The organism is Lysinibacillus sp. FW12, from assembly GCF_050817245.1.
GTDB classification, from domain to species: Bacteria; Bacillota; Bacilli; order Bacillales_A; family Planococcaceae; genus Lysinibacillus; species Lysinibacillus irui.
Window position 1 is genome coordinate 2415426 of record NZ_CP139094.1, and the last position, 25173, is coordinate 2440598.

Sequence of the window (25173 nt, forward strand, 5' to 3'; positions counted from 1 at the left end):
AAAGGATAGCATATCAATATCCCTTTCATCCAAAAACAGCTACTGCCATATGGCAATAGCTGTGTGCTGATTAGATATCATATTTTTGATGGACATCATCTTCGTAACGGTTATAGCGTTGTTTAAAGAGCTTAAATAGATGTGTGATTAACACTTTAAAGATCGCATAGCCGGGAATCCCTAAAATGACACCTGGGACACCAAATAACGAGCCTGCTGTTAATAATACAAAGATAATTGTAATCGGGTGGATACTTAATGATTTCCCCATAATTTGTGGCGAAATGAATTTCCCCTCGATTAACTGAACGATTGTCCAAACAATTGCTAGCTTAACTAGCATAAATGGCGAAGTAACAAGTGCGATAATAACGGCTGGTGTGATGGCAATGACAGGACCTAAATAAGGCACCACACTAGTAATCATGGCTAGGAAGCCGAGTAATAACGCATACTTCATTCCAATAATTAAAAAGCCAATCGTTACCATGGCCCCGATACACATGGATACTAAAATTTGTCCCTGTATGTAAGAACTAATTTGCTTATCCATGTCATGGAAAATTTCAGTGACTTCTTTACGCATACGTGGTGGGCACACTTTCAGCATAAATTTCGGTAATTTTTCGCCCTCTTTAAGTAGGTAAAATAAAATAAACGGTACTGTCACAAGGGATAGGACAATGCCTGTTAATGTTGATAGGAAGCCCGTAATACCAGTAGCAACACCTTGCGCTACATTGGCAGCTGTTTCCCTCACCGTTTTCACCATATCGGTTGTGAAATTTTTCACCACTTCATTGTAATCAAAATTAAGTGTCGCTAAATACTCATTAAAACGAGAATTATTTAGGAATCCAACAATATTTTGTGTGAATGTCATGAAGTATTCAGGGAATTCCTGTGCTAAATTGGTAAATTGATCGCGTAAAAACGGATAAACCAACACAACAAGAAGTGTTATCACACCAATTACCGCTATATAGAGTAGTAAAATACCCCAAATTCTTGGGATGCGCCATCTAACGAGTAACGCCAGTAATGGCCGCAATAAATAGTAGCCAATGACGGCTAGTACCCCTGGTAAAATCACTACTTTAAATAATACTTGTAGCGGGGTAAAGATAAAGGAAACTTGATTAAACATAAAAATAACACATGCAACTAATAATAAAATAACTAGTGTAAATAATAGGTTTCTACCACCTAAAAAACGTATAAACTTGGTTGCTAGCAGGTTTGAACGCTCTTTTGGTCTGTCTTTTTCCATATATCCACCCCAATCCAAATCTCTACCTTTATATTACAGGATAATGTTGGTTTTTGCGAAATATCACTCCAGTGAAATGCCAAGAAATTCACTTAAAAAGGCTTTATTTTGCTCTACATCGATGACAATAGAATCACCCGCATGGCTAAAGTTTTGGAATTGATAGCTTCCTTCAATAGGAATCGTAGCTTTTTCAATGTTTACTTTGCCCTTAGATAGCAATTTAAGCACTTGTTGCATTTCCTCAGCTGATGAATAGTCCGTAGTCACGTACCCTTGAGCTGCTCCTACAAATTTTGGTAAATGTAAAACATTTTTAGGTGTTAATAGCTCATTTTTTAAAGCTTCAATGACTTTTTGCTGACGTGCGACACGACCGAAGTCACCTTCAGCATCATGGCGGAAACGAGCATAGCCTAGTAGCTCTTGTCCATTTAGGCGATGGACACCTTGCTTTAACTCTACCCCAATATTCTCAGACATATCCTTTTCTACTTCCATTTCCACACCATTCGGCGCCAAAATATCAACTAATGATTCAAAGTTCTTAAAATCAATTAATGCATAATGATGAATCGGCAAGCCAAACATATTCGTCAATGTATCCTTCAATAGTTGGACGCCATCTAAATAGTAAGCTGTATTCAACTTGTAGGATTGATAGCCTGGGATATCAGCATAAATATCCCGCATAAAGGATACGAGTTTTAAATCATTATTTGCTTTATTCCACGATAATACCATCATCGTATCTGTACGTGATTTTTCCTCACCTCGTGTATCGACACCTAAAATCAAGTAGTTCTCGATATCCCCTTTGATCGTATCACCAGAAAAGTCTTCCTGCGCTACATTCGTATCATTAGCCAGTTCAAGCCCACTACGATATTGCATAATAGAGTAACCTGCGATGACAATGATACAGAGTAGTACTAATGTAAAAAAAGCTCTCCCTTTACGTAGTCTCCGTTTTTTCGGACGTTGTGAGCGTCTCGTATAATCTTGCTCTTCCATAACAACTAACTCCTCTATTTTGATATAGTTAATGTAACGATTGATTAGCTAGAAAGTTTCATTTTGACAGTATCGATTCCATGTTTTTCTATCTACTCGTTATTTTACACCCATTTACCCAGTTTGGAGCAAAACAATGCTATAATAATTTCACAAAAGAAAGGATGATGCAATATGATAGAAAAAGCTACATTTGCTGGCGGATGTTTTTGGTGCATGGTGAAGCCATTCGTCGAGTGGGACGGTATACATAAAGTCACTTCTGGCTACATGGGCGGCCATTTAGAAAATCCAACCTATGAAGATGTCAAGAAAGGGACTTCAGGTCATTTGGAAGTAGTCGAAATTGAATTCGATCCTACTATTTTTAGTTATGAACAGCTTCTTGAGATTTATTGGATGCAAATTGACCCAACAGATGCTTTTGGCCAGTTCCATGATCGTGGAGAATCCTATACAACAGCCATCTTTACCTATACAGATGAGCAAAAGCAAATCGCTTTGGCTTCCAAAGAAAAGCTTGCCAACAGTGGGCGCTTTGATAAACCTATTGTAACCAAAATTCGCGATGCTGAACGCTTCTATCCAGCAGAAGATTATCACCAAGACTATTATAAAAAAGAGGCAGAACACTATCAGCAAGATCGTGCCATTTCTGGCCGAGATGAATTCATTACAAAACATTGGGAAAAATAAGCAATAATAAAAGGTGTCTCACATGTTGGAGACACCTTTTGTACGAAAACAGCTGTAAATTCTTATGATGAGGCTTCTACAAACGATTGCAGAGCCTCAAAAAAGCGCTTACCGTATTTGTCAAATTTCACCTCACCAATACCGCTTACCTGTCGTAAATCCTCCAGTACAGCTGGTCTTTTATCACATAGATCACGCAATGTTTTATCGGAGAATACAACAAATGGTGGTACCTTTTCTTCATCCGCAATCTCTTTTCGTAACACCCGTAAATGTTCAAATAATGGATCATTGTCCACCAGCTTCTTCACTGTGACAGCTTCCTTACGCATAACCTGACGATTGCCAAGTAGTACTTCCTTGCCCTCTGCTGATACATAAATGGTTGGGAATGTCCCATGCTTCACGGCCAATAAACCTTCTGCAATTAAAAACTCAATAAAGTTGGAGACATCCTTAGAGGAATACTGTCCTTTTAAAATGCCGTAGGTCGATAATCGAGCAAAACCAAATTCAGCGATTTTTTGATTTTTGGAGCCAATTAACACTTGGGCAACCATCGTCTTACCGAATTTTTGTCCCATACGCACGACACAAGCGAGCACCTTCTGCGCATCCTCGGTCACATCTGTCACAGCGCGTCCATCATTACAATTACTGCAGCGTCCACAAGGCTCTTCCTGTTCCTCACCAAAATACGATAAAATGGCATTTTGTAAGCAACCCTCTGTATGGCAATAGTCGACCATTGTTTGGAGCTTTGCTAACTCCTGAGTGATACGTGCTTCATCCTGTGTTTGTTCAATTAAAAAACGCTGTGTTTGGACGTCGCCAGAGGCATATAGTAAGAGACAGGCACTTGGTAGACCATCTCGCCCAGCTCGACCCGCTTCTTGATAATAGCTCTCCATATTGCGAGGCATTTGATAATGCAAGACAAAGCGCACATTACTTTTATCAATCCCCATGCCAAAAGCATTGGTGGCTACCATAATACGTGCCTCATCCTTTAAAAATCGCTCCTGCTCTGCCATTCGCAATTCCTCTGATAAGCCCGCATGATATTTGGCAACTGCTTCCCCGGAGCGACTTAACATATCATAAATCGCATCTACTGCTTTTCGAGTAGCAGCGTAAATAATACCTACTTCCTGTTTATTTTTCATTAAGTAATTTTTAATATAACGTTCCTTATTTTCTCCAATTAACACAGTGAGAGCCAAATTATCACGAGCAAAGCCTGTGATAACCGTTGCCTGCTCGTCAATCGATAATAATTGACGAATATCCTCACAGACTGCTGGCGTTGCCGTGGCAGTCAACGCTAAAACAGTTGGTTTTTGCGGCCACAAAGTAAAGAGCTTTTGAATAGATCGATAGCTTGGTCGAAAATCATGACCCCATTGGGAAATACAATGAGCCTCATCTACAGCGATTAGGGGTACAGTTAATGAAGACAGGGCTTGAAGAAACGTAGTACTTTCTAGTCGCTCCGGTGCAATATATAGAAGTTTTAAATACCCAGCACTAGCTAGCTGCATCGTTTCATCCACTTCCTGTGCTGTCAATGTACTATTAATATAAGCAGCAGGAATGTTCGCCGCACGTAACGCCTCGACCTGATCTTGCATCAAGGAAATAAGCGGCGAAATAACAATGGTTAAGCCCTCTAGCATTAAGGCAGGAATTTGATAGCAAATGGACTTCCCTCCACCTGTTGGCATTACGCATAGGCTTGATTGCCCTTGTAATGTTTGTTCAATAATTTGGGCTTGTCCTTGACGAAAGGCGTCATAGCCAAAATGATGCTGTAGCATTTGTCTTGCTTGCTCCATGTACAATTCACTCCTCGGTTGTTAGACGAAGTAGCTTGTACTCGCCCTGGTCATTTTTTTCTAATTCATACAGCATGATGGAGTGGGCAAGCGCTTCCTGCCCAGCAGCATTCGTTAGTATATATTCCGTTTTGGCTCTCACAAGGAGATGGGATTCTTCCACTTGAATATCCTGTATGCTCGTATCAGAGAAATGGATCTTCGCCTGTTTGGAGGCATAATAGGCAACCATACTTGTAAGGGTTTCCTGTAAATCTTCTGATCCAACGATTGGTTCCATGACACTTGCATCCTGAATGGCCACTGCCCCCTTTAAATACTTATGGAACGTATCTAAAAATAGCTTAATTTCATCCGTATTATAGGCAAAGATATTTTCGCCATATTGGTCGATAGCTTGCTGTACTGCTTCCTTATCACCCTGTTCAATATAAGGATATAGGTTTTTAGATTGGGATAAACGAACACTAGGTGTCATGCCATCTTCAATCCACTCCTCCACAAAGGACTGGACTTCCTTTATTGGCAGTATGTATGGTTGGGACTCACCTTGTTGCTGACGATTAAAATAAAGTCCAACAATAGCCCCGTTGTTTGCCTCCATAACAGGGCTTCCTAAAGGTAGGGCTTCTTCTGCTTGAATATAATAAGCCGCTACTTTATCTTGGTATTTCTGAATGGTATAGGGCATGCCATTGACATAAACTGCTAGCTGATTAAGTTCCCCTTCATAGATTTTGGGCACTTGGACATTTGCTTGATACGAAACTTGTAAAAGGGCCATATTATGTGCTGTTGACATGAAATGAACATCTGCTGCCACTAACTTATTTTGACCGAACTGGATAAGAGCCGTTGGTTTGGATGCGACAAGTGCTCCACTCGTTAAAATGAACAGATGATCATCCTGTTGTTTAATTATAATGCCTGCCCCAACACCATGCTCTCCGATAACTTTTACTTCTGGAATAATTTTTTCTTCTTGCTCGACAATCGATCTCTCTTTGTGGACTTCTGCCTTTTTACTTTGAAACCAGCCTGCTCCTATTTGACTATCACAGCCTGTGATGAGTAAAGCTGTCGCTCCTAACACGAGCACTTTTTTATACATACTTTCACCAAAACTTTCTTTTCATCATTCTCTATTGTCTATCATAATCAAGGAATGGTGATGTTTCAAGTTTACATAATATTATTATTTAAATTTCGATATTAGAAAAATGCAGCAACTTGTCTCTATTTATTTCATTCTACCTATTATTTTTTATGAAACATAACATTTGTTGTGAGAATTGGAGGATAACTGAATCGGAAAATAATTTTCATAAAAAAAGAAATAGCCTGCTAATTTCATTGTAATTAGCAGGCTATTTTTATAACTTCTGTCTGCATTTTTAAACGAATGGAAAAGATGAAACACCTGTACAACGACTTTGTTTGGCTTCTAAGGTGTATTCTTGGGAGTATATTATCTATAAATGATGAATGAATGTCCAGTTACTATTTAATTTCAAATAACACCTGTATTTCACTGGTGTTATGGAATATTTGTAACTTTTCCAGATAATTCAAGTCTATGTAATAGAGGTGATTAAAATGAAATCAAAAAAATATTTCTACGGTTTAATTGTATTAGCATTATTTATGATTACAGGCTGTAATATTCAAGGGGGAACTACAACAGTGACGAATGATAGTATCGACGCCGAAGAAGTATTAACTTTGGATTCTAATGCTGATATCTTTCAATATAAGGGCGTAATTTATAAAGCTAATATTGATTGGGTAGAAAAATTATCTTTAACAAAAGATGTTCAAGTCAGTGAAATTAAAACAAAAAATGATACTGGTACGAATTTTAAAGATGAAATGTCAAATAAACTTCCTGTTGGTGCAAAGATTTTTTCTACAAAAGAAAGAGAAGATATTTTAATTATTGAATCTGAGGGAGAAATCAAAAAGTATCTTGCAATCGTTGAAGGGTAAACAAAACGTCTTGTTCAACAAACAGAGGCTTATTTTCCATTATAAATAGCCGATGTTAAAAGGACTTAGTTCATTAAGTGAATTAAGTCCTTTTTTATGTCAAAATCAATGCTAATTACTATGTTAATTGTAGTGATAATTTCATTGTAAAATATGTCGCAATTTCCAATGTTATTTTGAACTTTTTTACCACTGAACTGAACGGGTTACCGTTAACGCATATCCTCTTATTTTTTTAACAGTCCTGTCGTTGCGATAATGCCTACCATCAACACAAGAAAGATGACATATGTCCACATATGGTTGCCTGTTATGTCATAGCCAACCCCAATCATGATTGGGATTATGGCACTCAGCATAAAGCCACCTGATAGCACCATCGAGGACCAGCTATTGGCCTCTTGATCGTTTTGAGCCTCATCAAGTGGTAACAACAAGCCAATCGGAAATAGACCACTTAAGACTATGCCAATCAATAAAACAGCTAACCATAAAAGGGTCCCTGATGTGAGCCACAATAGTGTAAATCCAATGACGCCTACTAAGCCTAATGCTCGAATCCAAGCCATTCGATTTGGCCATTTTTCCATGAATACTGGCACAGCCATATTTCCAATCATTTGCACAATTGACATACATGTGAGCATGGTACTAGCTGCCTCTAGTGTCGAGCCTTTATCCTGCAGAAGAGGTGTGAGCCAAGACATGATGGAGAAAAACAGCGACGTTTGTAAACCAAAGTACAGTAAAATCACCCAGGCACGTCTAGATGTCCACGGATTCCGACTCTGTTCAGACGTTTCCACGTTTTGCCCAAACTCTGGCTGCTCTGTTGGAATGGCCAATAACCAAAAGACAACTGCGACAATAGCTAGTAGGACCCATAGCCCAAGTGCAATGGTCCAACTATTAGCAAAAGCATGATAAAAAGCAACAGTTAACGCAGCACTTAAGGTAGCCCCTACCCCAATGCCAAATGAATAGATACCAATCACTGCCGTAAAACGCTGCGGAAATTTTTTCTTAATATACGCATTTAATATCGGACCAATTATAGCGATAGCCAAACCTGCCATAAAACTGGTGATCACTAGTAATTGATAGCTTTCTTTAAAAAAACGCAATCCATTCGCTACAACAAGGATGACGCCTAACAGTGTGATAGACGATTTCGTCCCAAGCTTCCGCTGAAGAGGCACAGCAAGTGGAGCAAATAATCCCATACAAAAAACGGGAATCGAAGTTAGTAAACTGATGCTCGTATTGGAGACATGCAAGGCTGATGCTAATACGTTAAATAGTGGTCCGATTGCTGTTACTACTGGTCTCATATTGAGCGCAATTAAAAATATACTTACTACCACCAGTATGAGCGAAACGGTCCATTGTTTTTTCACCATTTGTTCAATATCCTCTCTACTGCTACTTTGACAAGACAATCTATGATCGTGCTACCTCACATATTTGCAGGTGACTCGATGCCCAATAAAGTGAGCGATTCTTTTAAGATGATTGCGACACCATAACATAGTGCTATACGTGATGTTTGTTGTGCATCATCGGCTAATATTTTATGTTGTGCATAATATTTATTCAATAAACGTGCAAGCTGTAACGCGAACTTTGCTATTAGCGACGGATCTGCCTGTTCAAAAGCTGTGACCACCACGTTAGGAAATTGTTCTAATAATAAAATAATCGGCCAAGCCTGCTCACCTAATGCTTCGAGAGTCACGTCATGTGATGGTACCTCGACTTTTTCTAAAATGGAACACAGACGTGCATAGGTGTATTGCACATATGGCCCTGTTTCTCCTTCAAAATTCATCATTTGTTCGATTGAGAATTCAATATCATTTTGGCGATGATATTTTAAATCATTGAAAATGACCGCACCTACCCCTACTTGCTGTGCTACTTGTTCTTTATTTGGTAAATGAGGGTTCTTTTCTTCAATATTGTGCTTGGCCGTTGCAATAGCCTCTTTGAGCACATCAGCAAGCAACACCACTTTGCCTTTACGTGTAGACATTTTTTTACCATCCTTAAGCATCATCCCAAATGGTACGTGGTGTAGATGGTTTGCCCAAGCATAGCCCATTTTGTCGATGACTTGAAATAGTTGCTTAAAGTGTAGTGATTGCTCATTACCGACCACGTAGAAAATCTTTTCTGGCTGGTAGTGCTGTTGACGATAGAAGGCTGCAGCTAAGTCACGCGTTGCATAAAGCGTAGCTCCATCCGTTTTTGTAATTAAGCACGGTGGCATATTGTCTAACTCAACTACATATGCCCCGTCTGATTCTACTAAGAGTTCTTTATCTTTTAGCTCTGTCACAACGGCTGTCATTTTATCATTGTAAAAGGCCTCTCCCGTAAAGGCATCAAAATCAATGCCCAGTAGCTGATAGATTGTCTGAAACTCTACTAAGGAGACATCTCTGAACCACTGCCATAATGCGAGTGCCTCTTCATCGCCGTCTTCTAACGCTTTAAAGGCTGCACGTGCCTGTTCGTTTAGTGTTGGATCTTGCTCTGCTTTTTCATGAAACTTCACATAAATCTTTAATAACTCCTCAATCGGTGATGCTGTAATGGCCTGTTTGTCACCCCAATAATGATACGCCACGATGAGTTTACCAAATTGGGTGCCCCAGTCACCTAGATGATTGATACGAATCGCTTGATAGCCATTTTTCGTAGCAATATTAGCTAATGCATTGCCGATGACCGTTGAACGTAAATGTCCCATGGAGAAAGGCTTCGCAATATTGGGCGATGAAAAATCTAACACGACGCGTCCCATGGCAGTTTGATTGGTGCCATATAAATGTTTCTCGTGCAGGATATTGCTTAACACATGCTGCGTCACTTGCTGTTGATTCAAAAAAATATTGACATAGCCACCCACAGCCTCCACACGCTGGATGTCATCACTTTTTAACTGATTCGCTATATCTGCGGCAATACTTTGCGGTGATTTCTTCCATGTTTTAGCTAACGTAAAGCACGGAAATGCCACATCCCCAAGCTCTAAAGTTCTTGGTTTTTCTAATAAATGTTCAATCTCATCCACCGATAACTGTTGATTAAAAACTTCTGCAATACTTTTAGCAATTTGTTTATTCATTTTCCCATCCTCCTGTTCAAATAAAAAAGCCCCCGTCTCTATAAATTAGAGACGAGAGCATAGTAATCCCGTGGTACCACTCTAGTTGCCATTGTTATGACCACTTTCCGTTGTTAACGAGGTGACGCCCCGCTATTCTCTACTACTAGTTCGAGAATCTTCTCCAAAGTGCGCTTCATTCATGGTTTCTGTATTAGGCTCACACCATCCCTAACTCGCTTGCCAGCTGTCCCATCAACTACTCTCTTTTTCATCGAATTTTTTTATGATTTTGACATATATTACAGGACTTTCTAGTTGGCGTCAATATGATTTTCATTTTCCTTTTGAAAAAACGCTCCTCATCAGGAGGAACGTTCTTTTTCTACATAGTGAATGACATCGGCCATGATGGCGTACATCTCTTTTAATTTTAAATTCTTATTCTCTTTGACCTTCTTCGCCACTTTTTCCGTGACGATTCCTTTTTCAATCAACGTATCCCAGCTAGTAGCATCGGATTTGCCTAAAAGAACGTCAGCCAAATATTGTGCCATTTCATCTCTCATAATGGCTTCATCACCATTATTATAAACTTTATTAATGACAATTTCGAGCTGATCCTTCTTAGCTGTGGCACTCTCTCCACCAGCACGGAGCATACTCTCTTTTAGCATTTTAGCAAACTTAATTTTTGTTGCCTTACTATCGACTTTTAAATCATTTTCGTAGCCACCCACTACAAGACCGTAATTAATGAGTGTTTGAATGGCTTCATCATACCATTTTCCTTGATACGGATACTCAACAGAAAATGAATCAACATAAGCTCCCTGTTTTTCGAGCTGCTTTCTTAAAGAGGCAATAAGCTTTTTATCCTTGCTCATGTCTCTAAAGCTGATATTCTCTTTCAAAGCTAGTGCAGCCGCAGTACCAGCCGCTTCACCTGTTACCATTCCGGTAGGCACAATACGCGCACTACCAGCTGCCAGTGACGAATAACCGGCTGAGCGTCCAACCACTAGCAAGCCATCAATATCCTTCGGTACTAATGAACGGAAAGGAATGGCATATTGCTTTGGTGCAGCAATGACGTAGCCATAGTCATGAGGTGTCTGTGCTTGCACATCCACTGGGTATGAGGCAATTCCAATACTATCCCACTGATCACTATTTTTCCAAAGATCAGCCATTGGTAATTGATATTCGGCCCAAATATGTCTTGTTTCTCTCACATACAGCTCTTCTGGATAGCTGACAATTTCCGCTTTTTCAAATCCAGGGAAATTTTCCTGTAAATATTTAAGAATGTGTAACGTTTCTTTCTTACCTGCCGCAATGGCCGCTTGTTTGGAGTTGTCATTCAAGCCATCAATGCCAAAGATTTGTAAGGCATTAATAAAATATTCATCATCGACGCGCGCTAAATTTAACCCTCTTAATCTCGTGCCCTCTTGTATAGGCTTGTATTCATCATGTAGCTTTGTGAAGCCCCACATAACCGTATGATTTAAGTTGGCTCCGCCAAATACGTCAGACTTCGCTGCTTTTTTCACTTCATCCCAATCTACATTTTTTAAATGCAGCATTAAAGTCACAGCCATACGTTTATCCTTTATGCCAATATCCTCTCCACCTACAAAGAAAGGAACATTCGACATTGCAGCAAAATCAGCATCTTGTGTGGCATCTATAAAAGATTTCCCCGTCACAACATATGTACCGTACGCATTTTTTAATTCGACTGAGGTTACTTGCTGTTGATTCACATTCGCTTTCAATACCTCGGTTTGCACTGATAAGGTTAAATTTGGCTCTTCATCAATTAGTTTTTTAAAGGCTGCCTTCGCACCGACAATGCCAAAAGCGTCATTCCCTTTGACAAGCTCATGCCACTCTTTGAAAATACCTTTACTGATCGAGTTATTGTGGCCATCACGAGGGATATCGAGGAAATTCAGCATTCCGTATGTAAATAAACCACCAAGCTCTTGTCGTTTTTCTACCAATAATGTTTTCGCACCATTGCGAGCCGCAGCTACTGCAGCTGCTACCCCCTCAGGTTCTCCACCAATAACGATCACATCATAGTCTGCCTCTATATTGTTTATTGGTTCTGGCTTTTTATACTCATCCACTAATTTATTGTATGCCATAGAGTTTGTTATTTCTTTAATAAAATAGTAGCTTCCAAACCCTAGTAAAACTACTATTACACAAGTGGCTGTCCATAATAAGCCCTTACCCATAAAGTACCTCCAATAGTTAATTTTTCCATAAACATGTTTATTTTATCATCATTTCCACCTCTTGAAAGAGCTGAATGTCCTAATTTCTACATTTGCCTACAAATGTAAGCCTCTTAACCGTACATTAAAACACACCTAATCTACGGAACTTTTCTATGTGAATTGATTTACTAATATCAATGAATACAATGATTAATGAGGATTGGATGCTTTTTGTCAACCAATTGGACAATTGTAGTAATCGCATAAAAATAGTATGAATGATCGAAGGGAACGATCAGCTGGCATTCCAAACGGGGTTATGTACATACACATGTTGTGATTAGAAACCTAAGTTCACCTGATAACAGTCAGCATTATTTTAGTCGATATCTTTGTGAAGAAGCAACCAAAATCCCCATGGTAAATGATGTCATTTCTCTATTCTTTTTCAAGAATAGTTAATCGTACAACAATATAGACGTCTCAACTTTGCAGAAAGTTACATCAAGAAAAACTTTTTAATTGTATCTTTATTCAATTTATGTTTAACAAAATAGGCTGAAAGAACGCAAAACCTTGATTTAATAATGTTTATAGACTATGGAACATATTTCATGATATACTAGAGCCATTGTGAAAAAAGGAGGAACTTGCATGATTCAAGTTAGTAATGTAGGTCTTCGCTATGGCGATCGTAAACTATTTGAAGACGTAAATATAAAATTCACACCAGGAAATTGCTACGGTTTAATTGGAGCAAACGGTGCTGGTAAATCAACATTCTTAAAAATTCTTTCTGGTGAAATTGAAGCACAGGAAGGTCACGTATCAATGGGCAAGGACGAACGTTTATCCGTCCTAAAGCAAAACCACTTTGAATACGATGAGCATACAGTACTTGATACTGTTATTATGGGGAATAAGCGCCTTTATGATGTAAAAACAGAAAAAGACGCGATCTATGCTAAGGAAGACTTCTCAGATGAAGATGGCATGCGTGCAGCAGAGCTAGAAGGTGAATTTGCAGAGCTAAACGGTTGGGAAGCTGACTCAGAAGCAGCTACATTATTAAACGGTTTAGGTATTTCAGATGACCTTCACTACATGCTGATGGGTGACCTTGAAGGCTCTGACAAAGTCAAAGTATTACTTGCACAGGCATTATTCGGTCAGCCTGATGTTCTTTTACTCGATGAGCCTACCAACCACCTTGACTTAAAGGCTATTCAATGGTTAGAAGAATTCCTAATTAACTTTGAGAACACAGTTATTGTTGTATCCCATGACCGTCACTTCTTAAACAAAGTATGTACACATATTGCGGACTTGGACTTCTCTAAAATCCAATTATATGTGGGTAACTATGATTTCTGGTATGAATCTTCTCAATTAGCACAAAAAATGGCACAAGACCAAAATGCTAAAAAAGAAGAAAAAATTAAAGAATTACAGGCGTTTATCGCACGATTCTCTGCGAATGCTTCTAAATCGAAGCAAGCGACATCTCGTAAAAAAATGCTGGATAAAATCGAGCTAGATGATATTAAGCCATCAAGCCGTAAATATCCATTCATCAACTTCCAAATTGGCCGTGAAATCGGTAATGATGTTTTAACAGTCGATGGCCTTACAGCTACTCAAGATGGCGAAACGTTATTTAAAGATATTCGTTTTTCTATGAACAAAGAAGATAAAATCGTTTTACTTGGTAGCCCTATGGCAAAAACAGCCCTTCTTGATATTTTAATGGAAGAAAGAGAAGCGGATGCTGGTACATTTAAATGGGGTGTCACAACATCTCAAAGCTACTTCGAAAACGATCATGATAAGTACTTCGAGGGTTCTGAGAAATCATTAGTTGAATGGCTACGTCAATACTCACCTGATGATGAAACAGAAAGCTTCCTACGTGGTTTCTTAGGACGCATGCTATTCTCAGGCGAGGAAGTAAAAAAATCACCTTCTGTTTTATCAGGGGGAGAAAAAGTACGTTGTATGCTATCAAAAATGATGCTTGCGACAGCAAACGTTATTTTACTAGATGAACCAACGAACCACCTTGACCTTGAATCAATTCAAGCTTTAAATGAAGGCTTAATTCGTTTCAAAGGCGCTATGATTTTCACATCTCATGACCATCAGTTCATCCAAACAATTGCGAACCGTGTCATCGAAATCCGTGAAGACGGCTCTATTTTAGATAAGCAATTAACATATGATGAATTTTTAGAATGGAAAGATAGTCAAGGCTTAAGCTAATTTCTATAAAAAATCCTCTACCGATCATTAGGTAGAGGATTTTATTATTTATTTGAAATACCATTGCATCGCATTCTGATAGAGAATTTTAGCAACAGCCTGTTCATCAAAAAGCTGTTGAATCAATTCTATGTCTGCATTATTAAAAGGACGTTTTGCTCTTGTGGATGGCAGATCAGTCCCAAACATAAGCGCATCTGGATTGACGTTATAAATAGTTTGTAAAGCTTTTTTGACATCGAGTTCCACACGTCCAAAACCAGTCGCTTTCACCCGTACGCCTTTATCCACTAGCTTGACTAAATGAGGAAGCCCTTCCTCCGATAGCCCTAAATGGTCGATAGATATAGCGGGTAATGCTTCAATGGTTGAAGCAATATCCGGTAACGATTTAGCATCGATATACAATTCACTATGCCAGCCTACCAAATCATACACTCTTCTAGCAAAGCGATCTAGCTTAGATACATCCTCTGAGCCACCTCGTTTAATATTAAAGCGTAATGCTCTTACCCCATTGTTATGTAAATCTACTATTTCTTCATCCGTCACAGTATACGGTAATTGCGTCACACCACAGAATGAGGGACCTAGCTGTGTCAATGCTTTAACTAGATAGGCTTGGTCAAAACCTTGGAAAGATCCTGAAACAATGGCTCCTCCCCCTATATGTAAATGACTAGTTGCCTTTAGGTAATCATTTACCATGTAGCTCGGTGGTGTGTATCCTTGATTTTCATTAATCGGAAAGTTTAAATCGATAATATGAAAATGTGCATCAAAAATTTTCATCTTTCAACCCCCTTTCCCTCAATTTAACACATAACAGTCATAAGAAGAATATTGTTTTTCTGCTAATACATCATAAGAAAAACTTATATAATTACAAACTTCTTGCTAAATTAATTTGTAGAAAACTTGTTACTTCCTCGTATGGGTTAAAGGTAAATAGTGATGACCATTACGAACGATTTGAACATTTGCTAAGGGATGCCGTTGTTGATATTCCACTATTTTTTTGCCCTTAAACTCATCTATGCTATTTTCAGCAAGAAGTAAATTTACTGGGATAGTAGGCTGCTTCGTTAAACAATAATTAATTGTCTCTACCTCCTGACTGAGAGCATTATATGAAGCCACATCACAATGATGTCTATAAAATCCTTTATCAAGAATATAGTTCCCTAAAAAATACTGTTCAAATTGCTCGTAATTCTTGGGGTTTAGCCCTTCAATTCCATAGGTGAATTCGTGAACTGCCGTTTTGATCTCTTCAAAATTGTCGATTGTTTGTAAAGTTATTTCTTCATGAGAGCCTTGACGATCACCTAAAAAATAATAGCCGCCATCTAATAAAAGAAGTGATTGAACAACCTCCGCGTACTGCTGATAAAAGGCTTGTATGATTGTCGCTCCAATTGATGCGCCAACTAAATGAACTTTTGTTACAGCTAAAGAGTCTAATAAATGGTTTAATTTATGTATATAACTAATAATCGAACTATCCTTCGTGTCATAGCCATTATGTCCTGGTAGTTCACAAACAATCCAACGAAATTCATTTAATTGCTTGGCCAATGGACGATAAAATTCTGTTCGTTCCCCTAATGCTGGTATGGCAAGAATAGTAATATTGCTTTGTTGGTCTCCATATAGTTCGTACTTCATATAAAACCCCTTTCTCTGAAACCGTTCATCCATAATTATACATTAAAATAGAAAGGATGGTATGAACATCCAATTCCATACCATCCTTGTCATCCTCTTTCTATTATTTTATTCCTCAAACTTTTTAAAGGCTAGTACCGCATTATGACCACCAAAGCCAAAGCCATTGGATAAAGCAATGTTGACCGTTTGATGAAGCGCCTCGTTTGGCACATAATTTAAATCACACTCGGGATCTGGCGTGTCATAATTGATTGTAGGTGGAATGATATTCTCCATGATACTTTTTAAGGTAATGATCGCCTCGATACCCCCGGCTGCTCCAAAAAGATGTCCAGTCATCGATTTTGTAGAGCTTACTTTTAATTGATAGGCATGGTTGCCAAAGACACTTTTAATCGCCTTTGTTTCGGATTTATCACCCTCTGGCGTACCAGTACCATGTGCATTGATATAATCGACAGCTGATACATCAATTTCGCCCATTTTTAAAGCTAAATTCATGGCATTGGCAGCTCCCGTATAATCCGGTGATGTAATATGATAAGCATCTGTCGTAACTCCATAGCCTACTATCTCTCCAAGAATGGTTGCACCTCTTTGTTTGGCATGTTCATATTCCTCTAGGAACACGATTCCAGCCCCCTCTGACATGACAAAGCCATCTCGTGCGCTATCAAATGGACGACTCGCTTTTGTTGGCTCCTCATTTCTTGTAGACATAGCTTTCATACGTGAGAATCCTGCAAAGCTTAGTGGATTAATGGGTGCCTCTGCTCCACCTGCCAAAATACCATCAGCATAGCCATGTCGAATAGCTAAAAAAGCTTCACCAATGGCTTGGTTACCAGTTGCACAAGCTGAAACAGGTGAAAAGCTCGGCCCTTTAAAGCCTGTTTTAATCGCTAGTATCCCTGCAGCCATATTACTAATCATCATCGGCACCATAAATGGTGACACCTTCCTTGGGCCGTTTTCGATGAACGCTTGATGATTCGCTAGAATGGTATCTATGCCCCCAATACCCGAGCCAATATATACGCCTAGTCGCTCCTTATCGACCTGTTCCATGTTTAGATTTGCTTGCTCTAAAGCCTGCTGTGAAGCGGCAATAGCATATTAAACAAATCGATCATACTTACTCAGTTCTTTTTTATCCATATATTGCGCTGCATCAAAATCCGTGATGGTACCTGCAATTTGGGTGTTAATCCCGCTAAATTCCTCTGCATGAATTTTATCAATTCCTGACTTTCCTTCTTTAATGTTTTCCCATAAGGCTGATACTGTGTTACCTAAAGGGGAGACCACCCCATATCCTGTGACTACGACTCTACGTACCATGGACATCGCTCCTTTTCATTTACTTTAATAGTTCATTTAATTGCTCCAGCGTTTTCTGAAAGAAATCTTCACCTAAAACACGTTTATATTGTAAAGCACCTTTTGTACTGGAAATGAGTAGCATAGCCAATGACGCTAAATCCTCCTCATTTGTCGATTTCAGTGCACCATGTTGTTTTGCCTCTTTCAATAACACTACAAAGACATCGATTTCCATTTGACTAAGCTCTTGAATCTTTTCTTGCATAGATGGTGATAATTCTTGATAGTCTGCCTGTAGAGCAGAAATCGGGCAAACTCCATCTTGCTCAAGAAATTGTACACGTCGCAAAATAAAAGCGAAAGGCTTTTCCACAGCTGGCATAGAAGACTCTTTAATGAATGTATATGCCCCCTCTAAACCATGCTGAATTCTTTCGCAAACAGCAACACCTAAATCCCCTTTCTTTTCAAAATGATAGTGAATACTTGCCTTTGTAACGCCTAGCTTTTTTGCTAAATGATCATAACTAAATGATGTGAAACCTTTTTCTTGAATATTCTTTAATGTTAATTCAATTATTTGTGATTTTCTATTTGTCATGGCTTTATACTAACTTACTAGTAGGTAAGTGTCAAATAAAAAAATGCAGCAGATTATTTACTTATCTGCTGCATCATTGCTTATTGCATTTCTTTTGTTGGTCCCATAACACCTGGAACTGGTAAACCTGCTTGACGCAATAAGACTGTCATTTGTCCACGATGATGTGTTTGATGATCGATTAATACTCGTAATAGAGCGCCTTTTGGCATTGGAGCTTTAAAACCAGTGACAACTTCTAGTAAGTCCTCATTTGAAAGCTTTGCGACTGCCTCACTTACACCGTTTGCAACCTTTTCATAAGCAGCTACGATTTCAGCAGCTGTTGTTGGTACTGGATCTTCTTGACGAATCGATGGCACGTTTAAGCCTGCTAGATAACTAAAATAACCTGCTGAACCGACTAAATGCCAGCCCAACCAGCCAAGTGTACTGTGACCCTCCACAATACTTTGATCTAATTTATCATCTGTTAAAGCTTGTAACACATTTAATGTTCCATTAGATGCATTCGACCATTCCTGTAAAAAATCATCTACATGTCTATACATATGTGTGCCCCCCATTTTTTAACTTCATTTCTATCATAGTTAATTTTCTCCCTTGTTACAAGTTTCTTGTTTTGTTTACATAATAATATTATAAGTTGTTATCTCTTTTCATTCGTATAACCGTCCCCATTCACGTATAATGAAAGAAAATAGCAAAGGAGTTTGCCTATGAGACATCATGTCCTAGTACTTTCTCTTGCATTTTTATTCTTCGGTTGTAGTGAAGAAGTCAACAAAGAATCAGAACAATCACCATTGCCTGTGGAGGACAAGCAACCTGTAGAACAAGATCAAACATCACTTCTATCCTATTTTCCACCTGATGGCTCAACCGCCTATTTTCAAGGGGAAGGCAATGAATTTGCCAGCTATACCCTGCAAACTTCCTATCTCGATTCACAACACATTGCACAAATTGAGGATAATGGTGGAGTAACTCTTTTAAAAATCTATCGCATTTCCGATTCAAGTATTGACCTAGTCTATCGTGAACCTGTTGACAGTAAGCCAAGCCTACCAAGTGCGACAGAGGCTGCATCTTACCCAGTACTAGAAACAATTCTGCAAAAGCCCCTAAAAGTGGGGACAAGCTTTCAAGGCTGGACCATCCAATCAACGACAGCCACTGTTCATACAGGCACAACAGTCTATCAAAATGTCATCCAGCTATCACGCACCGATGATAAAGTCACGACGACCAAATATTTTGCGCATGGCATAGGCTTAATTCGTTCAGAAGATACGATGGAGACCGAACAAGAAGAACCGTTTGTGGTGACATCTACCTTGCAAAAAATAGAGTAATTTGCTGTTAACAGGCGTCCTGCTTGGGCGTCTGTTTTTTAGCTAAGGGGGTCTTATATGAGTGATATACATAATGCAACAACGAAAGAAGAAGAATTGACGGAAGAAGAATTTATTGAACTCGTACTTGAGGAGCAGCAAAAAGCATTAGCACAAGAACGAGAAGAACGCTTCCATGGTAGGAAACCCAAGAAACAAAAACCTTTTGTACGCTGGATCGTATGGGGGATCGCTTTGATGCTGTTTTTCAATACTTTTGCGCTAATTTTTCAAATTTACTCCATCCCTGCCATTGAATTTATGAAGGTGTCGACACGACTCTCAGCACAAGAAGATATCCAAACGTATAAAAAGGCTATCGTTGAAATTTCGACAGGCTCGAGTAAAGGGACAGGTTTTGCCGTCTCTTCTGATGGTCTAATTGTCACCAATGCTCACGTAGTAGAACATGCAACGACATTATCTGTTGTATTTCCAGATGAGGGACTGATGGAAGCTACATTAATTGAGAGCTATCCAGCTATCGACTTAGCTTTAATACAAGTGCAAGCTGAGCAACTCCCCTATCTTCCTCTTGCTGAAGATCCACCGTTTTCAACTGATGAACATGTCTATTTTATTGGTAACCCTCTTGCCTTCACGGGTATAGCCAATGAAGGGACATTACTCGAACCAATCCAATTAGAGGATTGGCAAGAACCAGTGGTGATGTTACAAGCACCTGTTTATCGTGGAAATAGTGGTAGCCCAGTAATTGATCAATATGGCGAGGTCATTGGCATTATCTTTGCAACGATGAAATATGAACCTATTGGACGTGTCGGCCTATTTGTACCAGTTCAACAGCTCCATCATGTACTGGAACAACATAAAAAATGAACCTGCTTACACAGGTTCATTCCGGAATTTAGTTTACATAATAATATTATTTATCTTTACTCTCTTGCTTAACAATCTGAGCAATAGGCGATTTAACAGGAATTTTACTCACTACCTCATCACTGACTTCCGCCACTTTTTGCAGCACATGTAACAGCTTGTCATCACCCGTCCAATGCTTTTCCACCACATCTGGCCCCAATTTATTAATGATCGTATTCACCACAAATGTCGCTAAGACAATATCATCTAAATAACCACCAAAGCCCAGCAACCCTTCTGGCATCAAATCCAGTGGCAATATAAAATACGCAATGGACGCCCCTATCAATGTACGGCTTTTTTTATCAACCCCTGCATCCGTTAATGTCTTCACTAATAAATGAAATAAATCAGGCACAAACATTAAATACGGCGTAAACTTATTACTTTTTCCCTTTTTCGATCCAAGAAACGCTACTAATTTCGTACGTAGCTTCTGATAAAAATCTTGCTGCTCCTGCTCATCCGGTAGTTTCTCTAAGTTATCCATATTGATCTGCCTCCTATCTTACAAGCTATCTTGAATACTTGTGGGGTTTTTCTTTCATTTTGAGGGGTTATCCCTCTGTTTTTGGGACGTTACCCTTCAGTTTGGTAGCTTTATCCTTCATTTTGGCTCAGTTATCCGCTACTTTCGGGGGAGCTATCCTTCACTTTGGCCAAGCTATCCTTCACTTTGGCAAGGCTATCCGCCACTTTTGAGGAACTATCCGCTACTTTGGCAAGGCTATCCTTCACTTTTACAATGCTATCCTCTACTTTGCTAAAGCTATCTACCCCTACTTTATATTTAACCTAAATTTAGATTTGTAATCCATAAACTTTCAAATGATACAAAAAAGACATCCTATTTGCATAGGATGTCTTGGGTTTAACGAAAGTAATTTTAATTATGGAGAATTAAAGTTTAGTTACGTTAGCAGCTTGTGGTCCGCGGTTGCCATCTACAACTTCGAATTCCACTTTTTGACCTTCGTCAAGAGTTTTGAAACCTTCGCCTTGGATAGCTGAGAAGTGTACGAATACGTCGTTTTCACCTTCAACTTCGATGAATCCAAAACCTTTTTCTGAGTTAAACCATTTTACTGTACCTTGTTTCATTTAAGAAAACCTCCAAAAAATAAAAGTGAACAATATGTAATTTCTTCAGCGATTGAAAAAATTCACATATTACAAAGAGTACCGAACTAACGCGATCACTTTTTGTAATATGTGAATTCATGTTTCCGGTGAAGCAATTAAATTGTTAACTTAAGTATAAACGCCATTCATAATTTTGTCAAATAAAGAAAAAATCTTTTTTTATTTTATTTCAAAATTATTTTACTTCTCTTCTATTTTACACGCAATTATCCCATGATATACTTGTGCATCGTCATCACAAGCCTCACAATAAAAGCTTTCATCCTCAGACCAAAACGCCCAGTACTGCCCTTCCTTCGCCACTTCATTGTCATATGAGGAACGAAATTGTGCTAATTTTTGCTGTAAAGCTCGTTCAAAGAGCTCCTTTGTTTCAAATGTATCTTCTGTTTGAATAAAAGCTTCCCAACCTTCAAATTTCCACCAAGGCTCATAGTCCGCTTTCATGTAAATAATTGTATACATATTTGCCCATTCCTTGCTGTCATTAGATATTTTCATTTTATCAAACACATCTGAAATGTCTATTAAAACCACCTGAATTATGCTATTATTACCTTATTATACATACTTTTTGGGAGGTATTTTTATGTTTTCAAGTATTCGACCGAAAGCAGAGCTAGAACAGCTACTTCAACGTGGTACAGATTTACATGCAACAGGCCGATTTCATCAAACATTGGCATTTAATCACTTCAATTCACAGGACGAGGAGCATTTAAAAACACTCTACCAAAAGCTAAAAGATATTACCCCTTCTATGAATGCCATTTTTCATCATTATTTAAGCGAGATTTCCCCTACCTCTCAATTAACCATTAGTGAAGAAAATATCAATCAATACTTAACACAGTTTTTCTTAGCAACGCGTGACGATGATTACGTCGATGAAACGGTAAAATTTTTCAATCTATTTCGTCAACATCAATACGAGCCTGGTAAATTAATTGTTGTATTCAATCAATTTGCCTTCTATATCACTACCTATATTTTACATAATTTCGGAATTAAGCCGAATAAAGCTTTTCAATACATGAAATCTTTCCAAGCCGCTGTCAATGTCGATCAAGAATTGCTAGTGGAAGTATTAACAGAACGCATCGTTGAAAACGTAGTAGGCGAAGTATCCTCGTTAATGGATGTCAATGCAAAAATTATGTACATGAAAGATTTAGTCTTTAGCTTAGATAAGCAAAATGAAGAAATTCAATCTTCCACTGCCGCAACAGAACAGATTGCCGCTTCTATTAATGAGGTAGCGCGTATGTCTTCCCATATATCTGAGAAAACGACTGAATCGGTTGATCATGCAACGAAAGGAAAAAATGCCATTGAGCATGCCTTAGCGGAAATATTTAAAACGGAAGAAACCTTTACGTCCATTGTCGAATCATTTTCAGAATTGCAAAAACGGGTAAATGATATTGAACAGGTTGTAACATTAATTAATCAAATCGCCGATCAAACAAACCTACTGGCACTCAATGCCTCCATAGAAGCGGCGCGTGCAGGTGAACATGGCAAAGGCTTTGCGGTCGTTGCACAAGAAGTACGAAAGCTTGCGGAAAATACAGTTTCTGCACTTAGTGAAGTATCGACAAACGTCCATCATTTAAAGAGCTACTCTAATGATGTATCCAACTCAATTACCGAAACGACAGCGATTATTAAGGAAGCAACCGTTGAGGCAAAAGATTCGTTACCACTCTTAAATGCTATAGTGCATGCAATTGAGGGTATTAATGTAGATGTAACAAATACAGCAGCCATTTCTCAGCAACAAGCGGCAGCGATTGATGAAGTCTCCGCACGAATGATTGAAATTTCAAGCTTGCAGGAAGATATTCGTGATTATAGTCACAATACATCTAGTGATATTCATCTATTAGGGAAAGAAATTAATCGTTTCCGTAATGATATTATTGCCAACAATAATGTACAGCTTTCCTCTATTGCCCTTCTTCAATTATCGAAAGCAGATCACATTTTATGGAAGTGGCGTATTTACAACATGTTCTTAGGCCTTGAAAGTGTTGAACCAAATGATGTTTCTTCTCATAGAGACTGTCGACTTGGCAAATGGTATACAGCACCTCGCACAGTAGAACGTTTCGGCCATCTTCAGGACTATCATGATTTAGATGGCTACCATTTACGTGTCCATGAATCAGCAAAGCTTGCCGCAGAAGCTCATAAAGCAGGTAATATCGAAAAAGCAGATGTCCACCTCAAAGAAGTGGATGAAGCATCTAAGCATGTTCTCTATTATATTAATAACTTGATTGCCTATTTAGAAAAAGAACGTGTTATGCATTAAAAAGAAGAGGTATTCCCCTCTTCACTAGTAGGAGGTATTCCCGTGAACAAAAGAGCAAGTATCAAATTTTTTGGTGATGTATACGGCACAGGTTATCGTTTCTTTATCAAACAAAAGGCTATTGAATTAGGATTAAAAGGATACTGTCGACTAAATAATGCTGAGCAAATTGAGGTCGAAGTGGAAGGCTCTGAAAAAGCACTCAATGAATTCCTCCTTTTTGTCCAAAAAGGCGTCAGTCCACAAGCTGATTCCAATTCCTTTTCATTAGAAATGTACGATGATTTAAAAGGCTATATACGCATGGAGTCAGACATTGTTTAGTCTGGCTCTTGCCTTTTAACATTTTATCAAGGTTTATGGCACCTTTACTGATAGTTTGAATATGTTATCTTGAATACGTTTCCGGGGGCAAGTTTCTTAAGATTGGGGTAAAGTCCCCAGTCTTTTTATTTTGTATATCTGCTACATTGTATCTTGCGGTCAAAATTCAGCTACCAATTACCTCTGCAGCGAGAATTACGCATGAGGCTGGTGAAGTCCTCAAATTTGGGGAGATGTTTCATTATACATCTTCTTATTTTTGATGAAGTCTGTCGGAAAGAATTCTTCCATTATATGGCACTTTGCATTTCCCCTCACCATATATAACAGAAAATCGCTTCATTATTTTATAGCTTACTTTACATGAATCATGATATGAGTGGAAATCATTGTATTTCATAAAATTTTGTCATAAAAAATGAGCATCCACGATTAAATGGATGCTCTATCTTCATTAATTATTGCATTGGGCAAGGTGCTTTGACACAACTTGGTGGCTTTGATGAACCTCCACCGCCGTCATTTTCATAATGTGGTTTGCTAGCACTCGCGCTTGCACCACTAGCTAATCCTAAGCTTAAAAATAGAACACCTAAAATAGACAACATCGATTTTTTCTTTTTCATCATTTCCATCCTCCATATATTTCATAATTTGGTTTACAATTGTTATATTCTGCATTATTTTATAAATCCCTTTAATTTTTTAGAATTTTTAAATTTTTATTTTAAAAAACACCTAGGCAATTTGCCCAGATGCTAAGGGAAAAGACGATAATTCGATGTACCTTCTATAATCAATTTAGAATGACAAAAGAAAAAGCCACACCTTGTTAGATGTATTCTTGGGTTGATTAAAAATGCTCACACTAATGGCAAACCCGATCATATACCGTATTGAACCGCTCTCATTACTGCCGAAACTGATCATATTTCGTATAGAACCGCTCTCACTACTACCAAAATCGATCATATACCGTATAGAACCACTCATTCAAGTAAAAAACATAGTAACCAACGGCTCATCGGTCTCTTTGATGAAAATCGACTCACACACATTTTATCGAAAAGCGGTCTCCCGCTATTTTTCCATCGAAACATCTCACTTATTCTATGTAT

22 protein-coding genes, 1 pseudogene and 1 other annotated feature are annotated in these 25173 nt (G+C 38.5%); of the genes and pseudogenes, 7 read left to right on the forward strand and 16 right to left on the reverse strand.

Annotated features, from left to right (window positions below; all coding sequences use genetic code 11):
- Window positions 1-70: 70 nt before the first annotated feature.
- Both SJW71_RS12390 and SJW71_RS12395 read right to left on the reverse strand, forming a co-directional pair.
- Window positions 71-1270: an AI-2E family transporter gene (locus tag SJW71_RS12390; protein WP_431810935.1), complete on the reverse strand. Its 1200-nt coding sequence runs from the start codon at window positions 1268-1270 to the stop codon at window positions 71-73.
- 63 nt (window positions 1271-1333) lie between these two features.
- Window positions 1334-2284, reverse strand: coding sequence for an LCP family protein (locus tag SJW71_RS12395; RefSeq protein WP_312507341.1), 951 nt, complete (start codon window positions 2282-2284; stop codon window positions 1334-1336).
- Between the two features lie 174 nt (window positions 2285-2458).
- Between SJW71_RS12395 and msrA the strand changes: the two genes are divergently transcribed.
- Window positions 2459-2980 carry a peptide-methionine (S)-S-oxide reductase MsrA gene (gene msrA / locus SJW71_RS12400; protein ID WP_312507342.1) on the forward strand — a complete coding sequence of 174 codons (522 nt, stop codon included), beginning with the start codon at window positions 2459-2461 and terminating at the stop codon, window positions 2978-2980.
- 62 nt (window positions 2981-3042) lie between these two features.
- On the opposite strand, the gene recQ is transcribed toward msrA, so the two are convergent.
- Together recQ and SJW71_RS12410 are read right to left on the reverse strand one after the other, a co-directional pair.
- The gene (recQ, locus tag SJW71_RS12405; RefSeq protein WP_312507343.1) at window positions 3043-4815 is read right to left on the reverse strand and encodes a DNA helicase RecQ; all 1773 of its coding nucleotides are present in this window, start codon (window positions 4813-4815) and stop codon (window positions 3043-3045) included.
- Window positions 4816-4822: 7 nt separating this feature from the next.
- The gene (locus tag SJW71_RS12410; protein ID WP_431810936.1) at window positions 4823-5926 is read right to left on the reverse strand and encodes a TcaA NTF2-like domain-containing protein; all 1104 of its coding nucleotides are present in this window, start codon (window positions 5924-5926) and stop codon (window positions 4823-4825) included.
- A gap of 485 nt (window positions 5927-6411) precedes the next feature.
- On the opposite strand from SJW71_RS12410, the gene SJW71_RS12415 reads away from it, so the two are divergent.
- The gene (locus SJW71_RS12415; RefSeq protein ID WP_274797179.1) at window positions 6412-6801 is read left to right on the forward strand and encodes a hypothetical protein; all 390 of its coding nucleotides are present in this window, start codon (window positions 6412-6414) and stop codon (window positions 6799-6801) included.
- A 227-nt stretch (window positions 6802-7028) separates the two neighbouring features.
- On the opposite strand, the gene SJW71_RS12420 is transcribed toward SJW71_RS12415, so the two are convergent.
- From SJW71_RS12420 to SJW71_RS12430, 3 genes are all read right to left on the reverse strand, one after another.
- The gene (locus tag SJW71_RS12420; RefSeq protein ID WP_322605106.1) at window positions 7029-8201 is read right to left on the reverse strand and encodes an MFS transporter; all 1173 of its coding nucleotides are present in this window, start codon (window positions 8199-8201) and stop codon (window positions 7029-7031) included.
- 56 nt (window positions 8202-8257) lie between these two features.
- Entirely contained in the window at window positions 8258-9931 is a 1674-nt protein-coding gene (gene argS, locus SJW71_RS12425) for an arginine--tRNA ligase (protein ID WP_322605105.1), read from the reverse strand.
- Between the two features lie 44 nt (window positions 9932-9975).
- Window positions 9976-10194 (reverse strand) — a binding site (T-box leader).
- 81 nt (window positions 10195-10275) lie between these two features.
- Entirely contained in the window at window positions 10276-12159 is a 1884-nt protein-coding gene (locus tag SJW71_RS12430) for an FAD-dependent oxidoreductase (RefSeq protein ID WP_274797176.1), read from the reverse strand.
- 636 nt (window positions 12160-12795) lie between these two features.
- Here SJW71_RS12430 and SJW71_RS12435 point away from each other — a divergent pair.
- A complete protein-coding gene (locus tag SJW71_RS12435; RefSeq protein WP_274797175.1) occupies window positions 12796-14400 on the forward strand; it encodes an ABC-F family ATP-binding cassette domain-containing protein in 1605 nt (534 codons plus the stop codon).
- Window positions 14401-14448: 48 nt separating this feature from the next.
- Here the strand turns inward: SJW71_RS12435 and SJW71_RS12440 are convergent, their stop codons facing one another.
- From SJW71_RS12440 to SJW71_RS12460, 5 genes and pseudogenes are all read right to left on the reverse strand, one after another.
- Window positions 14449-15192: an amidohydrolase family protein gene (locus SJW71_RS12440; protein ID WP_322605206.1), complete on the reverse strand. Its 744-nt coding sequence runs from the start codon at window positions 15190-15192 to the stop codon at window positions 14449-14451.
- Window positions 15193-15321: 129 nt separating this feature from the next.
- Window positions 15322-16068, reverse strand: a complete 747-nt coding sequence (locus tag SJW71_RS12445) for an alpha/beta fold hydrolase (protein ID WP_431810937.1) — start codon at window positions 16066-16068, stop codon at window positions 15322-15324.
- Between the two features lie 108 nt (window positions 16069-16176).
- Window positions 16177-17412: pseudogene (fabF, locus tag SJW71_RS12450) on the reverse strand (beta-ketoacyl-ACP synthase II).
- 19 nt (window positions 17413-17431) lie between these two features.
- Window positions 17432-17995: a TetR/AcrR family transcriptional regulator gene (locus tag SJW71_RS12455; protein WP_431810938.1), complete on the reverse strand. Its 564-nt coding sequence runs from the start codon at window positions 17993-17995 to the stop codon at window positions 17432-17434.
- Window positions 17996-18075: 80 nt separating this feature from the next.
- The gene (locus SJW71_RS12460; RefSeq protein ID WP_274797170.1) at window positions 18076-18546 is read right to left on the reverse strand and encodes a DinB family protein; all 471 of its coding nucleotides are present in this window, start codon (window positions 18544-18546) and stop codon (window positions 18076-18078) included.
- Window positions 18547-18714: 168 nt separating this feature from the next.
- Here SJW71_RS12460 and SJW71_RS12465 point away from each other — a divergent pair, with 168 nt between their 5' ends.
- Together SJW71_RS12465 and SJW71_RS12470 are read left to right on the forward strand one after the other, a co-directional pair.
- Window positions 18715-19350, forward strand: a complete 636-nt coding sequence (locus SJW71_RS12465; protein WP_322610863.1) for a hypothetical protein — start codon at window positions 18715-18717, stop codon at window positions 19348-19350.
- Between the two features lie 57 nt (window positions 19351-19407).
- Window positions 19408-20229 (forward strand): S1C family serine protease, encoded by an 822-nt coding sequence (locus SJW71_RS12470; protein WP_341386202.1) that lies wholly within the window; start codon window positions 19408-19410, stop codon window positions 20227-20229.
- 46 nt (window positions 20230-20275) lie between these two features.
- Here SJW71_RS12470 and SJW71_RS12475 read toward each other — a convergent pair whose 3' ends face one another.
- From SJW71_RS12475 to SJW71_RS12485, 3 genes are all read right to left on the reverse strand, one after another.
- Window positions 20276-20761, reverse strand: a complete 486-nt coding sequence (locus SJW71_RS12475; RefSeq protein WP_322605101.1) for a YkvA family protein — start codon at window positions 20759-20761, stop codon at window positions 20276-20278.
- A gap of 410 nt (window positions 20762-21171) precedes the next feature.
- A complete protein-coding gene (locus SJW71_RS12480; RefSeq protein ID WP_004230088.1) occupies window positions 21172-21372 on the reverse strand; it encodes a cold-shock protein in 201 nt (66 codons plus the stop codon).
- Window positions 21373-21594: 222 nt separating this feature from the next.
- Window positions 21595-21915 carry a DUF1033 family protein gene (locus SJW71_RS12485; protein ID WP_274797165.1) on the reverse strand — a complete coding sequence of 107 codons (321 nt, stop codon included), beginning with the start codon at window positions 21913-21915 and terminating at the stop codon, window positions 21595-21597.
- 88 nt (window positions 21916-22003) lie between these two features.
- Between SJW71_RS12485 and SJW71_RS12490 the strand changes: the two genes are divergently transcribed.
- Window positions 22004-23731: a methyl-accepting chemotaxis protein gene (locus SJW71_RS12490; RefSeq protein ID WP_322605098.1), complete on the forward strand. Its 1728-nt coding sequence runs from the start codon at window positions 22004-22006 to the stop codon at window positions 23729-23731.
- Between the two features lie 42 nt (window positions 23732-23773).
- The gene (locus tag SJW71_RS12495) at window positions 23774-24055 is read left to right on the forward strand and encodes an acylphosphatase (RefSeq protein ID WP_274797163.1); all 282 of its coding nucleotides are present in this window, start codon (window positions 23774-23776) and stop codon (window positions 24053-24055) included.
- A gap of 458 nt (window positions 24056-24513) precedes the next feature.
- Here the strand turns inward: SJW71_RS12495 and SJW71_RS12500 are convergent, their stop codons facing one another.
- A complete protein-coding gene (locus tag SJW71_RS12500; RefSeq protein ID WP_322605097.1) occupies window positions 24514-24684 on the reverse strand; it encodes a hypothetical protein in 171 nt (56 codons plus the stop codon).
- Window positions 24685-25173 lie beyond the last annotated feature (489 nt).